Source organism: Streptomyces sp. NPDC088730 (assembly GCF_044751215.1).
GTDB lineage: Bacteria > Actinomycetota > Actinomycetes > Streptomycetales > Streptomycetaceae > Streptomyces.
Genome location: NZ_JBIVLK010000006.1, coordinates 380,095 through 395,544, shown reverse-complemented (window position 1 = coordinate 395,544; position 15,450 = coordinate 380,095). Strand labels below are relative to the sequence as shown.

General features: G+C 73.3%; 14 protein-coding genes. 4 read left to right on the top strand and 10 right to left on the bottom strand.

Annotated elements, in window-relative coordinates; genetic code table 11:
• Genes ACIP89_RS21310 through ACIP89_RS21290 form a run of 5 tightly spaced genes read right to left on the bottom strand, consistent with a single transcriptional unit; the run spans window position 1 to window position 5,552 of the window.
• Window positions 1-798, bottom strand: coding sequence for a type III pantothenate kinase (locus ACIP89_RS21310; RefSeq protein ID WP_024493731.1), 798 nt, complete (start codon window positions 796-798; stop codon window positions 1-3).
• On the bottom strand, window positions 798-1,832 hold the full coding sequence (gene nadC, locus ACIP89_RS21305; RefSeq protein WP_402116133.1) for a carboxylating nicotinate-nucleotide diphosphorylase: 1,035 nt from the start codon (window positions 1,830-1,832) through the stop codon (window positions 798-800). The genes ACIP89_RS21310 and nadC overlap by 1 nt, the downstream gene beginning before the upstream one ends.
• Before the next feature lie 2 nt (window positions 1,833-1,834).
• The gene (locus ACIP89_RS21300; protein WP_401923921.1) at window positions 1,835-3,571 is read right to left on the bottom strand and encodes an L-aspartate oxidase; all 1,737 of its coding nucleotides are present in this window, start codon (window positions 3,569-3,571) and stop codon (window positions 1,835-1,837) included.
• Window positions 3,568-4,593, bottom strand: coding sequence for a pantoate--beta-alanine ligase (panC, locus tag ACIP89_RS21295; protein ID WP_402116131.1), 1,026 nt, complete (start codon window positions 4,591-4,593; stop codon window positions 3,568-3,570). Before panC ends, ACIP89_RS21300 begins: the two co-directional genes overlap by 4 nt.
• Complete coding sequence (locus tag ACIP89_RS21290) at window positions 4,590-5,552, bottom strand: Rossmann-like and DUF2520 domain-containing protein (RefSeq protein WP_401923925.1); 963 nt, start codon at window positions 5,550-5,552, stop codon at window positions 4,590-4,592. The genes panC and ACIP89_RS21290 overlap by 4 nt, the downstream gene beginning before the upstream one ends.
• A 199-nt stretch (window positions 5,553-5,751) precedes the next feature.
• Between ACIP89_RS21290 and ACIP89_RS21285 the strand changes: the two genes are divergently transcribed.
• On the top strand, window positions 5,752-6,984 hold the full coding sequence (locus tag ACIP89_RS21285; RefSeq protein ID WP_402116130.1) for a threonine aldolase family protein: 1,233 nt from the start codon (window positions 5,752-5,754) through the stop codon (window positions 6,982-6,984).
• Between the two features lie 81 nt (window positions 6,985-7,065).
• Window positions 7,066-8,178 carry a DUF5937 family protein gene (locus tag ACIP89_RS21280; RefSeq protein WP_401923930.1) on the top strand — a complete coding sequence of 371 codons (1,113 nt, stop codon included), beginning with the start codon at window positions 7,066-7,068 and terminating at the stop codon, window positions 8,176-8,178.
• A 27-nt stretch (window positions 8,179-8,205) separates the two neighbouring features.
• Here the strand turns inward: ACIP89_RS21280 and ACIP89_RS21275 are convergent, their stop codons facing one another.
• Together ACIP89_RS21275 and ACIP89_RS21270 are read right to left on the bottom strand one after the other, a co-directional pair.
• A complete protein-coding gene (locus ACIP89_RS21275; protein WP_401923933.1) occupies window positions 8,206-8,877 on the bottom strand; it encodes a response regulator in 672 nt (223 codons plus the stop codon).
• Between the two features lie 118 nt (window positions 8,878-8,995).
• Window positions 8,996-10,201, bottom strand: a complete 1,206-nt coding sequence (locus tag ACIP89_RS21270) for a sensor histidine kinase (protein WP_402116129.1) — start codon at window positions 10,199-10,201, stop codon at window positions 8,996-8,998.
• A 96-nt stretch (window positions 10,202-10,297) separates the two neighbouring features.
• On the opposite strand from ACIP89_RS21270, the gene ACIP89_RS21265 reads away from it, so the two are divergent.
• Together ACIP89_RS21265 and ACIP89_RS21260 are read left to right on the top strand one after the other, a co-directional pair.
• Window positions 10,298-11,353: an SAM-dependent methyltransferase gene (locus ACIP89_RS21265; RefSeq protein WP_401923938.1), complete on the top strand. Its 1,056-nt coding sequence runs from the start codon at window positions 10,298-10,300 to the stop codon at window positions 11,351-11,353.
• Window positions 11,350-12,492 (top strand): NADH-quinone oxidoreductase subunit D, encoded by a 1,143-nt coding sequence (locus ACIP89_RS21260; protein ID WP_401923940.1) that lies wholly within the window; start codon window positions 11,350-11,352, stop codon window positions 12,490-12,492. The genes ACIP89_RS21265 and ACIP89_RS21260 overlap by 4 nt, the downstream gene beginning before the upstream one ends.
• 44 nt (window positions 12,493-12,536) lie before the next feature.
• Here ACIP89_RS21260 and ACIP89_RS21255 read toward each other — a convergent pair whose 3' ends face one another.
• The 3 genes from ACIP89_RS21255 to ACIP89_RS21245 all read right to left on the bottom strand — a co-directional run bounded on the left by ACIP89_RS21255 (window position 12,537) and on the right by ACIP89_RS21245 (window position 15,447).
• Entirely contained in the window at window positions 12,537-13,601 is a 1,065-nt protein-coding gene (locus tag ACIP89_RS21255; RefSeq protein WP_401933177.1) for a hypothetical protein, read from the bottom strand.
• A 102-nt stretch (window positions 13,602-13,703) separates the two neighbouring features.
• On the bottom strand, window positions 13,704-14,681 hold the full coding sequence (locus ACIP89_RS21250; protein WP_401923945.1) for an ABC transporter substrate-binding protein: 978 nt from the start codon (window positions 14,679-14,681) through the stop codon (window positions 13,704-13,706).
• Window positions 14,682-14,772: 91 nt separating this feature from the next.
• Complete coding sequence (locus ACIP89_RS21245) at window positions 14,773-15,447, bottom strand: ABC transporter permease (protein ID WP_401923948.1); 675 nt, start codon at window positions 15,445-15,447, stop codon at window positions 14,773-14,775.
• Window positions 15,448-15,450: the final 3 nt, after the last annotated feature.

The following is a 15,450-nucleotide window of genomic DNA, read 5'->3' as shown; positions in this document are numbered from 1 at the left end:
CTAGAGGCGCGACACGTTGCGCTCGTACACCAGGCGCAGGCCGATCAGCGTGAGCCAGGGCTCGTGCTCGTCGATGACAGAGGACTCGCCCAGCACCATGGGGGCGAGGCCGCCCGTCGCGATGACGGTGACGTCGTCGGGGTCGGCCGCCAGTTCCTTCTTCATCCGCCCGACGACCCCGTCGACCTGGCCCGCGAAGCCGTAGATGATGCCCGCCTGCATGGCCTCGACGGTGTTCTTCCCGATCACGCTGCGCGGCCGGGCCAGCTCGATCTTGCGCAGCTGGGCGCCCTTGACGCCGAGCGCCTCGACCGAGATCTCGATGCCGGGCGCGATGACGCCGCCGGTGTACTCGCCCCGGGCGGAGACCGCGTCGAACGTGGTGGCCGTGCCGAAGTCGACGACGATCGCCGGACCGCCGTACAGATCGACCGCGGCGACCGCGTTGATGATGCGGTCCGCGCCGACCTCCTTCGGGTTGTCCATCAGGATCGGCACGCCGGTCTTGATGCCCGGCTCGACGAGAACCGCGGGGACGTCGCCGTAGTAGCGGCGGGTCACCTCGCGCAGCTCGTGCAGGACGGCCGGGACGGTGGAGCAGATGGCGATGCCCTCGATCCCGTCGCCGAGCTCCATGCCCAGCAGCGGGTGCATGCCCATCAGGCCCTGGAGCAGTACCGCCAGCTCGTCCGCCGTGCGGCGGGCGTCGGTGGAGATCCGCCAGTGCTCGACGATCTCCTCGCCGTCGAACAGGCCGAGCACGGTGTGGGTGTTTCCGACGTCGATGGTGAGCAGCATCAGGCGCCGGCCCCATCGGTGTCGCGGAAGTCCAGGCCGATGTCGAGGATCGGCGCGGAGTGGGTGAGGGCGCCGACGGCCAGGTAGTCCACACCGGCCTCGGCGTAGGCGCGGGCGGAGTCGAGCGCCAGCCGGCCGGAGGACTCCAGGACCGCGCGGCCGCCCACGAGAGCGACTGCCTCCGCCGTCTGCGTGGGGGTGAAGTTGTCCAGCAGGATCAGATCGGCGCCCGCCTCCAGCACCTCGATGACCTGCTGCATCGTGTCGACCTCGACCTCGATCGCGAGGTCCGGGAACTCGTCCCTGACCCGCTTGAAGGCCTCGGCCACCCCGCCCGCCGCGATGACGTGGTTGTCCTTGACGAGCGCGGCGTCGGACAGCGACATGCGGTGGTTGACCCCGCCGCCGCAGCGCACCGCGTACTTCTCCAGGGCGCGCAGGCCCGGCGTCGTCTTGCGGGTGTCCCGGACCTTGGCCTTGGTGCCTTCCAGGACGTCGGCCCAGGCGCGGGTGGCGGTGGCGATGCCGGAGAGCCGGCAGAGCAGGTTGAGCGCGCCGCGTTCGCCGGTGAGCAGGTCACGGGTCCGGGTGGTGACGGTCAGCAGCTTCTGGCCCGGGACGACGCGGTCGCCGTCCAGCACGTGCCGCTCGACCTCGAACGCGGACGGGCAGACGATGGACAGGACGGCCTCGGCCACGTGCAGGCCGGACACCACCCCCGCCTCCCGTGCGGTGAAGTCACCGGTCGCCACGGCGTCCTCGGGAACGGTGGCCACGGTCGTGACGTCCACCCCGCCGTCGAGGTCCTCCGCGATGGCGACGTGGGCGACGTCCTCGACCTGGACCGGGTCGAGACCGGCGTCCGCGAGCAGCTGGGCGAGCGCGGGGTCCAGCCCGCACTCGTCCCCGTAGCCGTCGTCCCCGCCGCAGCCGCAGCCGTCGCCGCAGCCGCCCGCGGCAGGTGCGGGCGCGCCGATCTGGATCAGCGGTACGTCCACGGGTGTGGGGCGCGGATTCTCTTCGGGCGTGCTCACGGTTACGGCTCCTCGGGAGTGGGGTGGGTGGTGCTTGCTGCTGCGCAGTCTGCTGCCCCGGCCGGGCGTACGGGGCCGAACGCCTCGGTATCCGTGGTGCGGAGGGTCAGCTGCCGGTCGGGGGTGAGCCGGACGACGAGGTGGCGGCGCCAGTTCTCGTCGTCACGCTCGGGCCGGTCCTCGCGCCAGTGGCAGCCGCGGGTCTCCTCGCGCTGCCGGGCGGCGGCGACCAGCACCCGGGAGACCAGGAGCAGGTTGGTGACCTCCCAGGCCTCGACGCCGGGCTCGGCGTCCTTGGGCTCTGCGGCCCCGGCCCTCAGGAACGCGCTGCGGTGCAGGTCCTCCAGCTCCTCCGCGGCCCTGGCCAGGCTGTCGGCGGAACGCACCACCCCGGCGCCGCGGGTCATGATGCGCTGGATCGTGCTCCGGGCCTCCGGGGGCAGCAGCGGAGAGGGCGCGGGACGGGCGCCGACGGGCGCCGCGCCCGCGCTGGGGCGGTCCGCGACGATGTCGGCCGCGATGCGCTCGGCGAAGACGAGGCCTTCCAGCAGCGAGTTCGACGCCAGCCGGTTCGCGCCGTGCACCCCGGTGCAGGCGACCTCGCCGCAGGCGTACAGGCCGGGCACGGTCGTACGTCCCCGCAGGTCGGTGCGGACGCCGCCGGAGGCGTGGTGCGCGGCCGGGGCGACCGGGATCGGCTCGGTGACCGGGTCGATGCCGTGGGCCCGGCAGGCCGCCAGGATGGTCGGGAAGTGCTGCTCCCACATCTCGGCGCCGAAGTGCCGGGCGTCGAGGTACATGTGCTCGGTGCCGTGCAGCTGCATCTGGCGGGTGATGGCCTTGGCGACGATGTCGCGCGGGGCCAGCTCCGCCATCTCGTGCTGCCCGAGCATGAAGCGCGTGCCGTGCGCGTCGACGAGATGCGCGCCCTCGCCCCGTACCGCCTCGGAGACCAGGGGCTGCTGGCCCTCCGCGCCGGAGCCGAGGAAGAGCACGGTGGGGTGGAACTGGACGAATTCGAGGTCGGAGACCTCCGCGCCGGCCCGCAGCGCGAGCGCCACGCCGTCGCCGGTGGCGACCGGCGGGTTGGTGGTCGCGGAGAAGACCTGGCCCATGCCGCCGGTGGCGAGGACGACCGCGGGGGCGTTGACCGCGCCGACCCCGTCGTGCTGGCCCTCGCCCATGACGTGCAGGGTGACGCCCGCCGTACGGCCCTCGGCGTCGGTGAGGAGGTCGAGCACGAGCGCGTTCTCCACGGTGTGCAGTGCGGCTTCGCGGACCGCTTCGACCAGGGCGCGGGAGATCTCGGCGCCCGTCGCGTCGCCGCCCGCGTGGGCGATGCGGCGGCGGTGGTGGCCGCCCTCGCGGCCCAGCGCGATGGTGCCGTCGTCCGCGGTGTCGAAGTGGGCGCCGGTGCCGATCAGCCGGCGTACGGCGTCGGGGCCCTCGGTGACCAGGGCGCGGACCGCCGCCGCGTCGCACAGGCCGGCGCCCGCGACCAGGGTGTCGTCCAGGTGCTGTTCCGGAGTGTCGCCCTCCCCCAGGGCGGCCGCGACGCCGCCCTGGGCCCACCGGGTGGAGCCGTCGTCGAGGCGCGCCTTGGTGACGACGACGGTGGCGAGGCCCGCGGCGGCGCAGCGCAGGGCCGTGGTGAGCCCGGCGACGCCGGAGCCGACGACCACCACATCGGCGTCGATGGACCAGCCGGGGGCGGGTGCGGTCAGCTGTATTCCGGTCACGGGGTGGCTCCGAAGGTCAGCGGGATGTTGTCGATGAGCCGGGTGGCGCCCACCCGGGCGGCGACGGCGAGTACCGCGTCGCCCGATGTGTGGCCGTCGGGGATCTCGGTGAAGTCCGCCGGGTCCACGAGCGCCACGTAGTCCAGCGCGAGCGGGGGCCGCGCGGTCGCCGCGTCCTCCAGGACGGCGCGGGCGGCGGCGCGCACCGCGGCGGGTCCGCCGTCCGGAACGGCTCGGGCGACCGCCTGCGCGTCGGCGGCCAGCCGGGCCTCGCCGAGCCTGTTGAGTCCGGCGGCCCGGTCCTCGTTCGCCCCGCCGGCCAGCGCGCGGGCGTGCAGCGCCTGCTGGGCGGCGAGCCGGTCGCGGGCGGCGAACAGGGCCCGGGACAGGGCGAGGGCGGTGTGCCGCTCGGATGCGTCCAGGAAACGGTTGCGGCTGGAGAGCGCGAGGCCGTCGGGCTCCCGGGCCGTCTCGACCCCCACGATCTCCACGGGGAAGTTCAGATCACGCACCATGCGGCGGATCAGCGCCAGCTGCTGGGCGTCCTTCTGCCCGTAGAACGCGAGGTCCGGGCGGGTGAGGTGGAGCAGCTTGGCGACGACGGTGAGCATCCCGTCGAAGTGCCCGGGGCGCGAGGCCCCCTCCAGGCGCTCGCCCATCGGGCCGGCCGAGATCCGGACCTGCGGCTCGCCGCCCGGGTAGACCTCGTCGCCGGACGGCGCGAAGACGACATCGCCGCCGGCCGCGCCCGCGAGCGCGAGATCGGCGTCCAGAGTGCGGGGGTAGCGGTCGAGGTCGGCCGCCTCCCCGAACTGGAGCGGGTTGACGAAGACGGTGACGACGACCTGGCCGGCCGGGCCGACGACCGCGCGTGCGTGCCGGATCAGGGAGGCGTGGCCCTCGTGGAGTGCGCCCATCGTCATCACGACGGCGCGCTCGGGCCGGGGGGCGCCCGGCCCTCCGGGGGCGTACGCCGTCAGTTCCGCGGCGGTGCGGAGCAGGGTGGCGGCGGGCTGGGTCATCGGGGCTCCTCCGGTCCGGTGCCGCTGGTGCGGCCGCCGTCGGTGCGGCCGTCCTCGGCCAGGACGCCGAGCAGGTCCTCGGCCAGCTCCGGCTTGAGCATGCCGTGGGCGAGGGCGCGGTCGGCGGTGGCGCGGGCCATCGCGACGTATCCGGCCACCGCCTGCGGGGCGTGGGCGCGCAGTTCACCGATGTGCGCGGCGACCGTACCGGCGTCGCCCCGGGCGACCGGCCCGGTCAGGGCGGCGTCACCGGAGCGCAGGGCGTTGTCCAGCGCGGCGCCGAGCAGCGGGCCGAGCATCCGGTCGGGGGCGGCGACCCCGGCGGTGCGCAGCAGCTCCATCGACTGGGCGACGAGCGTCACCAGGTGGTTCGCGCCGAGGGCGAGGGCGGCGTGGTAGAGCGGGCGGGACTCCTCCGCGATCCACTCGGGTTCGCCGCCCATCTCGATGACCAGCGCCTCGGCGGCGAGCCTCAGCTGTTCGGGGGCGGTGACGCCGAAGGAGCAGCCGGCCAGCCGCTGGACGTCCACGGAGGTGCCGGTGAACGTCATCGCCGGGTGCAGGGCGAGCGGCAGGGCGCCCGCCCGCAGTGCTGGGTCCAGCACCTTCGTGCCGTACCGCCCCGAGGTGTGCACGATCAGCTGCCCCGGCCGGACCGCGCCGGTCTCGGCCAGTCCCTCGACGAGGCCGGGCAGGGCGTCGTCGGGGACGGTCAGCAGGACGAGCTCGGCGCGCGCCAGGACTTCGGCGGGCGTCACCAGGGGGACGTCGGGGAGCAGGGCGGCGGCGCGGGCCACCGAGGCGTCGGAGACGCCGGAGACGGCGACCGGGCGGTGTCCCGCGAGCCGCAGGGCGGCGGCCAGCGCGGGGCCGACCCGGCCGGCGCCGACGACGCCGACGGTGAGACGGGCGGGGCGGTCCCTCGCGTCGAGGGGCTCCTTGGGGGCTGTTGCGTTCACGCGGCAGAGGCCTTCCGTTCCAGTCCGCGGGGGGTACCGGACGATTTCTCTGCATGCTACGCCAGCGTTTCGTCCGGCTCCCGGCTGTCCACAGGCTGTGGGAAACCCCGTACCCCACTCGTGCCCGCGCGGACCGGGACTCGAACCCGGGATCGAATATCCCGTGGAGAGGGGCCGGGTTCTGCGTGATGATCGTCCCATGGCAGATACGAACCAGCAGGCGCGCGGCGAGGCGGCGGACGGGACGCCGGACGCGGACGGAGCCCGGGGCGCGGGCGACTACCCGCGCAGCCGCCGGATCGCCGCCTGGCAGCGGGCCGGGCGGACCCTGTGGCGGGCTCCGATGGACCGCTCGGTCGGCGAGCAGCTGGCCGCGCTGGCGGCGGACGCCGGCACACTCACCGACCTCGGGCAGCCCGTGGACATCTACGGTGGCGGCGTGGTCGCGGAGCTGGAGCAGCGGATCGCCGAGGTGCTCGGCAAGGAGGCGGTCGCGTTCTTCCCGACCGGGACGATGGCGCAGCAGGCCGCACTGCGTTCCTGGGCGGGCCGCACCGGCAGTCCGACCGTGGCGCTCCACCCGCTCGCCCACCCCGAGATGCACGAGCGCGGCGCGCTCTCCGTGGTGAGCGGGCTGCGCACCGTCCATCCGACGTCGGAGCCCCGGCTGCCCACGGCGGACGAGATCCGCGACTTCGAGGAGCCGTTCGGCACCCTGATGCTGGAGCTCCCGCTGCGCGACGCGGGCTATGTCCTGCCCTCCTGGGAGGAGCTGGAGGCGGTGGTGGCGGCCGCCCGCGAGCGCGATGCGGTGGTCCACTTCGACGGGGCGCGGCTGTGGGAGTGCGCGACCCACTTCGGGCGGGAACTGCCGGAGATCGCGGCGCTCGCGGACAGCGTCTACGTGTCGTTCTACAAGACCCTCGGGGGGATATCGGGGGCCGCGCTCGCCGGTTCCGCCTCGCTGATCGAGGAGGCCCGCGCCTGGCGGCACCGGTACGGCGGCCAGCTCTTCCAGCAGTTCCCGGCGGCGCTGTCCGCGCTGAGCGGCCTGGCGCGGGAGCTGCCGAAGCTGCCGTCGTACGTGGCGCAGGCGCGGATGGTGGCCGGGGCGCTGGCCGAGGGGTTCGCGGAGGCCGGCGCCGGCTGGTTCCGGGTGCATCCGGAACCGCCGCACACCCACGAGTTCCAGGTGTGGCTGCCGTACGCGCCCGAGGTCCTGACCCAGGCGTCGGTGCGGCTGGCGGAGGAGACGGGCACGGCGCTCTTCCGCATGTGGGTGCCGGCCGGCGCCGGGCCGCCCGGGATCTCCCGCACCGAGGTCACGGTGACCGCGGCGGGGCTCGACTGGACGGCCGCGGACGTGAGGACGGCCCTGGGCGGGTTCCTGGAGCGGGTGGCGGAGCAGGAGCGGCTCGCCCGGAACCCGTAGAACGCGCCGGGCCCCGATTGACGCCGGCCGTCAATCGGGGCCCGGACCGGCCCGCTCACCCCGCACCATGGAGGGGTGAGCGTGACCATCGACATCACGGGGCTGGACCCCGGACGCATCGTCTTCGAGACCTCCCCCCTCGCGGAGCTGGGGCTCGCCCTGCACGCGCTCTCCGAGCCGGGACACCACCCCGGGCTGCACGGCTGGGCGACGGCCACCACGACAGCCCTGGAGCCGGACCTCGCGGACCGGCTGCACGAGGCGGACTTCCTGTGGCGGAACACCTTCTCCGACGTCTTCATGCCGTTCGCCGGGGTCCGCGGCGGCGACGGCCGGACGGGCGCCGCCCTCGCGGACGACCTGGACATCCTGGACCGGCTGGACGACGAGCGCTTCGTCGCCGCCGCCCTGGAATTCACCTGCGCCGCCCAGTACGGGGCCGGCGCCCCCTCGCCTCTCGTCGATGCCGGGATGCGCGCCCGCGCCCTGGACATGGCGGCGACGCGGGGCCCCCGGCAGGTGGAGTTCGCCCGGCGGCTGCTGGCCGACCCCGCCTCGGTACGCCGCTGGGTGCGGCGCCTCTTCGAGGACTGCGACCAGGCGTTCTTCGCGGACACCTGGCGGCGGACCCGGGTCCAGCTGGTGGCCGACGCCCGGCACAAGACGGATCTGCTGCGCCGCAAGGGAATCGGTGAGGCGCTGGGAGCGGTGTCCGCCGCGATGTCACTGAACGCGACCGGGGACCGGATCAGCATCGACAAGCTGACCGAGGGCGCGACCGACGCCACCGACCCGGCGGTCGGCCCCGGTCTCACCCTCATCCCGACCAGCCTCGGCCGGCCGCACCTGACGGTGCTGCACGCGCCGGGCTGGCGACCGGTGATCCACTACCCGGTGCACCGGCCCGAGCTGCCCTCGCCCGCCTCCGTCGAGCTGCTCCAGCGGAGGATGGAGGCGCTGGCCCACCCGATGCGGATGCGGCTGTGCCGCAACATCGCCCGCTCCCCGTACACGACCGGGGAACTCGCGGACACGAACGGCATCACGTCCCCCGAGGTCTCCCGCCATCTCGCGGTGCTGAAGAAGGCCGGTCTGATCACGACCCGGCGGCGCGGCCGGTACGTCCTGCACCAGCTGGACCTGACGGTGGTGGCGCGGCTCGGCAGCGACTTCCTGGAGGGCATCCTGCGCTGAGCGCGACGCGGCGCCACGCGGCAGGGGTCAGTGGCCGCCGCCGGCGCGCACCAGTCCGGTCTCGTAGGCGAGGACGACGACCTGCACCCGGTCGCGCAGGCCGAGCTTGGTCAGGATGCGGCCGACGTGCGTCTTCACGGTGGCCTCCGAGAGCACCAGCCGCGCGGCGATCTCGCCGTTCGACAGGCCCTGCGCCACCAGCAGCATCACCTCGCGCTCCCGTTCGGTGAGCTTGGCGATGTCCTTGTGGCGCGGCTCCGCCGTACCGCTCGGCAGCATCGGTGAGAAGCGGTCGAGCAGCCTGCGGGTGGTGGACGGGGCGACGACCGCGTCGCCGCTGTGCACGGAACGGATCGCGGCGAGCAGTTCGCCCGGCGGCACGTCCTTGAGCATGAAGCCGCTGGCCCCGGCCTTCAGCCCGGAGAACGCGTACTCGTCGAGATCGAACGTCGTCAGGATGAGCACCTTGGGCGCGCCCGGCTCCGCGCAGATCCGGCGGGTGGCCTCGACTCCGTCCAGCCTCGGCATCCGCACGTCCATCAGTACGACGTCGACCGAGGTGGTCCGCAGGTTCTCGATCGCCTCCGCGCCGTCGCCGGCCTCCGCGACGACCTCCATGTCCGGCTGCGCGGCCAGCACCATCCGGAAGCCGGTGCGCAGCAGCATCTGGTCGTCGACGAGCATCACGCGGATCGCCATGGGGGTCACTGTCTCCTGTTTCGTCCTGCGGTCGGTCGTGGGCCGTCGGTCGTCGGTGGGTTTCGTCCGTGGGTTCCGTGGAGCGGGTCAGCCGGCCGCGCGGGTTCCGTGGGGCGGCTCAGCTGGCCGGCTTGAGCGGCAGCAGCGCGCTGATCCGGAATCCGCCGCCGGGGCGCGGTCCGGCGTCCAGCGTGCCGCCGACCATGCCGACCCGCTCGCGCATGCCGATCATCCCGTGGCCCGCGCCGTCGGCGCCGCCGTCCTCGTACAGCTCGTGCGCGGCTCCCCGGCCGTCGTCCTCCACCAGCAGGCCGAGCCCGTCGTCGAAGTAGACCAGCCGCACGCTGGCCCCGGCGTTCGGGCCGCCGTGCTTGCGGGTGTTGGTCAGCGCCTCCTGCACGATCCGGTACGCGGTCAGCTCGACGCCGCTGGGCAGCGGGCGCGGGGTGCCCTCGATCTTGAAGTCGACGGCCAGGCCGGACTGGACGACCTTGTCGACCAGATCCTCGATCTGCCGGACGTCGGGCTGCGGGACGTACTCCCCGCTCTCCCGCACGTCCCCGGTCCGCAGCACGCCGAGCAGCCGCCGCATCTCCGCGAGGGCCTGCCTGCCGGTGCTGGAGATGGTCTCCAGCGCCTGCCGGGCCTGGTCGGGGGCCGCTTCCATGACATAGGCGGCACCGTCGGCCTGCACCACCATCACCGAGACGTTGTGCGCGACGACATCGTGGAGTTCGCGGGCGATACGGGCCCGCTCGGCGGCCACCGCGACCTTCGACTGCGCCTCCCGCTCCCGCTCCAGCCGGGCGGCGCGCTCCTCCAGCTGGTCGAAGTAGGCCCGCCGGGTCCGCATCGAGTCGCCCAGCACCCAGGCCAGCACGAAAGGCACCGTCATCACGATGACGATGAACAGCTTCTGCGCCCAGCCGCCCGGGTCCTGGTTCGGCCAGCGGAGCTGGGAGATGCCCGCCGCGCAGAGACTGCACGTCAGCGCGAGCCGGGAGGCCCAGCGCTCGCCGACCGTGGCCACGGTGAACGTGATCACCAGCATGGCGAAGTTCGCCGTGGTCGGTCTGACCCCGAAGACCAGCTGGGCGAGGCCCATCGCGATCGCGAGCAGCAGCATCTTCTCCGGCGCGCGGCGGCGCAGTGCGACGACGACGCTGAGACCGACGACGACCGGCACCACGGCGAAGCGTTCACCGCCTCCGCGCCCGGCACCGCCCGCCACAATGGTCATGCCGGAGAGCCCGAGGAGGAAGACAGCCCAGAAGCTGTCGACGCCCGTCGGGTGTCTGCGGATGAAATCGTAGAGGCGCTGCACGTAACCCAGCGTAGGGACAGCCGACAGGTGGGTGGGTCAGCCAAAGGGCCGATCCGGGTCCGGAGACCGTACTCCCCAAGGTGGAGACTTGGATATGTGACGGATGACTGGCGCGGGTGGCAGGAGGCGGCAGAGACCGCTTTGTACGGGGACGGGGGGTTCTACCGGAGCCCCGAAGGGCCGGCGGGTCATTTCCGTACCTCGGTGCACGCTTCCGGACTGTTCGCCTCGGCCGTCGCGCGGCTGCTGGTCAGGACGGCGGACGAGCTCGGGACCGGTTCGGTGGACCTGGTGGATCTGGGGGCGGGGCGCGGAGAGCTGTTGACGGGGGTGCTCGCCGCGCTCCCGGCGCAGGGCGGTGAGGGACTCGCGGTACGGGCGTACGCCGTGGAGCTGGCCGCGCGCCCCGACGGTCTGGACCCCCGGGTGGAGTGGCGCGCCGAGCCCCCGCGGGGCGTGCGCGGGCTGCTCTTCGCCAACGAGTGGCTGGACAACGTGGTGACGCCGGTGGCCGAGACGGATCAGGACGGCGTCCGCCGCTACGTCCTGGTCCGCCCCTCGGACGGTACGGAGCGGCTGGGCGATCCGGTGAGCGGGGCAGACGCCCGGTGGCTGGAGCGCTGGTGGCCGCCGGCCGGACCCGGCAGCCGGGCGGAGATCGGCCGCCCGCGCGACGAGGCGTGGGCGCGTGCGGTGGCCACCATGAGCGCCGGGCTCGCGGTGGCGGTGGACTACAGCCATGTGCGGGAGGCCCGGCCGCCCCTCGGCACGCTGACCGGCTTCCGGGCGGGGCGCGAGGTGCGTCCGGTGCCGGACGGCAGCTGCGACCTCACCTCGCACGTGGCGCTGGACGCGTGTGCGGCGGCGGGCGGCCGGGGTGCGGAGCTGCGCACCCAGCGCGAGGCGCTGCGGGAGCTGGGCGTCAGCGGTGAACGCCCGCCGCTGACGCTCGCGTCGAGCGACCCGGCCGGCTACGTACGGGCGCTGGCCGCCGCGGGCGAGGCGGCGGAGCTGACGGCACGGGGCGGGCTGGGCGACTTCGGCTGGCTGACGCAACGGGTCAGCGCCCCGTCCAGCCCCTCCGGCGATCGAGGAGCGGGGTCCGGGGCGGAGCCCCGGGAAGCCGGGCCGCAGGCGATACTGTCGGCATGACGGAGACGACAGTCGGCATCGGCGGCGCGGCGGAAAGCACCGACATGGTGCTCAACATCGGCCCGCAGCACCCCTCCACGCACGGTGTGCTCCGACTGCGGATCGTCCTGGACGGGGAACGCGTCCAGCACGCCGAACCTGTCATCGGCTACATGCACCGGGGCGCGGAGAAGCTCTTCGAGGCCCGTGACTACCGGCAGATCGTGATGCTCGCCAACCGCCACGACTGGCTGTCGGCGTTCTCCAACGAGCTGGGCGTCGTGATGGCCGTCGAGCGGATGCTCGGCATGGAGGTCCCGGAGCGCGCGGTCTGGACCCGCACCCTGCTGGCCGAGCTGAACCGGGTCCTCAACCACCTGATGTTCCTCGGCTCCTACCCGCTGGAACTCGGCGGGATCACCCCGGTGTTCTACGCGTTCCGGGAGCGCGAGGAGCTCCAGGCGGTGATGGAGGAGGTCTCCGGCGGCCGGATGCACTACATGTTCAACCGGGTCGGCGGCCTCAAGGAGGACCTCCCGGCGGGCTGGCTCGGCCGGGCCAGGGACGCGGTCGCCTCCGTCCGGTCCCGGATGGACGTCTACGACAAGCTGGTGCTCGGCAACGAGATCTTCCGGGGCCGTACCCGCGGAGTCGGCGTGCTGTCGGCGCGGGCCGTGCACGCGTACGGGGTGTCCGGGCCGATCGCCCGCGCCTCCGGCGTCGACTTCGATCTGCGGCGGGACGAGCCGTATCTCGCGTACGGGGAGCTCCAGGACACCCTGAAGGTCGTCACCCGCGCCGAGGGCGACTGCCTGGCCCGGTTCGAATGCCTGCTGGACCAGACGCACAACGCCCTGGACCTGGCGGACGCCTGCCTGGACCGGATCGCCGATCTGGCACCCGGTCCGATCAACCAGCGGCTGCCCAAGGTGCTCAAGGCGCCGGAGGGCCACACCTACGCCTGGACCGAGAACCCGCTCGGCGTCAACGGCTACTACCTGGTGTCCAAGGGCGAGAAGACCCCGTACCGGCTGAAGCTCCGCTCGGCGTCGTTCAACAACATCCAGGCGCTCACCGAGCTGCTGCCCGGCACCCTGGTCGCCGACATGGTGGCGATTCTCGGTTCGCTGTTCTTCGTCGTCGGGGACATCGACAAGTAGCCGGCTGACGCCTGTTCCGACCGTTCCGCCTGTTCCGTTCCGTGCTACGAGATCGCGCTGCGCAGCTCCGCGACGTCCAGCTGTTCGGTCTCGTCGTGCGCGGTCAGGTCGATGACCTTGCCGACGGCCCGGTTCTCGGCCGCGCCGGTGCGGTGCGCCGCGAGCGCCTCCTCGCCCACCACGTCGGCGAGGTCCTCGTTCTGCACGGACTCGATCGCGGCGTGCGCCTTCTGCGTACCGAAGAAGTCGAAGCTGCCCTGCGGGACCAGGTGGCGGCGGGCCGCGGCGTACGGGACGACCGGGACGGCACGCCGCTCCGGCAGTGTCTGGGACGGCGGCTCCTGGGACGGCAGTGCCTGGGACTGCGGCTCCTGGGACGGCCTGGGCGGGGCGGGCAGGGCGGCCGCGGGGCGACGGTGCTGCCCGTCGCCCGTCGGGGCGCCGGTGAGCGCGGCCGCGGCGTGCTTCCCCTGCCGCTCCTCCGCCTCCCGGGCACGCTCCGCGAGCTCGCGCTCCCTGGCCTGCTCCGCGGTCCGCCGGGCCTCCTGGAGCGCGCGGTTGCGGGAGAGGTCCTCCAGCGCCTGGGCGGCGCGCAGATATCCGGCCGGGGTCGGGGTGCTGCGCGCGGCGGGCAGTTCGCGGGGCGGCGGCGCGGCCGCCTCCAGGGCGAGCTGCCGACGGCTCTCCAGCACGCTGGCGCGCTCGGTCTCGGCGTTGGCGTACCGCCGCAGCAGCGCGGCGTGCTCGCCACGGAGCCCGGCGAGCTCGACGCGCTTGCGGCGCAGCTTCGTCTCCAGCCGGGCGCGCAGCTCGCGCGACTCGTCCAGATCGGCCTCGATCTCCGCGATGCGTTCCTCGGCCCGCCACTCGTCGCCCGCGCGGGCGCGCGTCAGCTCCGCGACGCGGCGGCCCGCCTCCCGGTCCCAGCTGCGCATCAGATAGGCGCCGGTGAGGGCGGCGGCCGCGGAGGCGGCGACCAGGGCGCGCAGGACGAGGGGCTCGGCGAGCAGCCAGGCCCCCGCGGCACAGAGAACCGAGGCTCCGGCCACGACCGAAGGCGGAAGGATTCTGTGCAGAGGTGGCGAATGGCGATGGCGTCCACGTGGCATGGCCTGAAATTTACCGTGCGTACGGCCTGCTTGGGGGGCCGCCCGGCAATCTGTTCCCCGCCGGTTACCTGACGGCCCCCGAAACACCCTCTCCGAACTCGCCTACTTCTTGATCAGACCTTTGGACTGGAGGTATTCCTTGGCCGCGTCCTCGGGCTTGGCGCGCTCCGCGTCGACCTTGCGGTTCAGTTCCGCCAGGTCCTCGGTGGTGAGTGTGCCGGTGAGCTTGCCGAGCGCACCGGCGATGTCCTCACCGCCCGCGTCCTTGGCATTGACGACCGGCAGTACGTTGTCCGCGTTCTGCAGCTTCTTGTCGTCCTCCAGGAAAACCAGGCCGTAGCTGTCCAGCACCGCGTCCGTGGTGGTGGACAGGACCAGCTGGTCCTTGCCGTCCTTGACCGCCTGCTTGGACTGCGGGGTGCCCACTCCCTTGGGATCGATGCCGGTCACATCGATGCCGTACGTCTTCTTCAGACCGGGTGCGCAGAACGCCCGCACCTCGCACTCGTCACCCGCCGCGATCTTCACCTTGACCTTGGACGCGCCGAGATCCGAAAGCGTCTTCAGCTTGTTCTTCGCGGCGAATTCCTTGGTGACCGCGAAGGCGTTCTGGTCGATCGCCTTGCCGGGCGGCAGGACCTTGAGTCCGCGCGGGGTCGCGAGCTTCTCCAGGGCGGCGACGGTGGCCTCGGTGTCGCCGGAGGCGAGCGGCTTCGCCTCGGCCGCCTTCGCCCCGTTCACCTTGGCGTTGAGGAATTCGGTGATCGTCGCCGCGTATTCGGGTACGACGTCGATCTCGCCCTTCTCCAGGGAGGGTTCGTAGAGTTCGCGGTTCTTCACCGTGGTGACCGAGGTGCTGTATCCGGCGTCGGCCAGGATCTGCGCGTACAGCTCCGCGAGCACCTTGGACTCGGTGAAGGCGGCGGCGCCGACCACGAGCGAGCCCTTCTTCCCGGAGCTGTCGCCGCCGGCCGGGGCGCCCTTGTCCTTCTCCAGGGTGTCACCGCCGCAGGCGGCGAGCGAGCCCGCCAGCGCGACCATGCCGATGACCGCGCCGGCTATGCGCGAGGTCTTGCTCATGTTGGTTCTCCGTCCACGGCAACAAGGCCATATGCGAGGTGTGCGATCTGCGAGGGTGCGATATGCGGGGGGTTACGGAAGCGGGCCGGGCTCACACCGTCCGGCGGCGGCGCAGCGGTGACAGCAGCCGGTCGAGGGCCACCAGCACCGACTCCACCAGCAGGGCGAGCACGGCGACCAGCAGGGCCCCCGCGACCACCTGCGGGGTGTTGTACGTGTTGAAGCCGGCGGTGATGATCCGGCCGAGGCCGCCCTGACCGACCATCGCGGCGATCGTCGCCGTGGCCACCACCTGGACGGCGGCCGACCGCAGCCCGGTCATGATCATCGGGTAGGCCAGCGGGAGCTCGACGCGCAGGAAGAGCTGGCCGCCCGACATGCCCATCCCGCGTGCGGCCTCCGCCACCGAACGGTCCACCCCGGTCATCCCGACGTAGGCGTTGGTCAGCAGCGGCGGCACGGCGAACAGCACCAGGGCGATGACGGTGGGCACGTATCCGCTGTTGCGGAGCGGCGAGACCATGAAGAGCGCCAGCACCGCGAAGACCGGGACCGCCCGGCCCACGTTGGAGATGTTGACGGCCAGCGCGCCGCCCTTCCCGATGTGTCCGAGGTACAGCGCGATGGGCAGCGCTATGGCGCAGGCCAGGGCGAGCGCCACGCCGCTGACGTACAGGTGCTCACCGAGCCGGTGGCTCACCCCGCTCTCCCCCGACCAGTTGGTGCCGGTGGTGAGCCAGGTCCAGGCCTCGCCGAGAACTCCCATGGG

Excerpts from the sequence above, each read along its gene's own strand:
- ACIP89_RS21260 (WP_401923940.1), top strand. The coding sequence starts at position 11,350 with ATGACGGAGACGACAGTCGGCATCGGCGGCGCGGCGGAAAGCACCGAC.
- ACIP89_RS21250 (WP_401923945.1), bottom strand. The coding sequence starts at position 14,681 with ATGAGCAAGACCTCGCGCATAGCCGGCGCGGTCATCGGCATGGTCGCG.
- ACIP89_RS21255 (WP_401933177.1), bottom strand. The coding sequence starts at position 13,601 with ATGCCACGTGGACGCCATCGCCATTCGCCACCTCTGCACAGAATCCTT.
- panC (WP_402116131.1), bottom strand. The coding sequence starts at position 4,593 with ATGACCCAGCCCGCCGCCACCCTGCTCCGCACCGCCGCGGAACTGACG.
- ACIP89_RS21310 (WP_024493731.1), bottom strand. The coding sequence starts at position 798 with ATGCTGCTCACCATCGACGTCGGAAACACCCACACCGTGCTCGGCCTG.
- ACIP89_RS21275 (WP_401923933.1), bottom strand. The coding sequence starts at position 8,877 with ATGGCGATCCGCGTGATGCTCGTCGACGACCAGATGCTGCTGCGCACC.
- ACIP89_RS21245 (WP_401923948.1), bottom strand. The coding sequence starts at position 15,447 with ATGGGAGTTCTCGGCGAGGCCTGGACCTGGCTCACCACCGGCACCAAC.
- ACIP89_RS21285 (WP_402116130.1), top strand. The coding sequence starts at position 5,752 with ATGGCAGATACGAACCAGCAGGCGCGCGGCGAGGCGGCGGACGGGACG.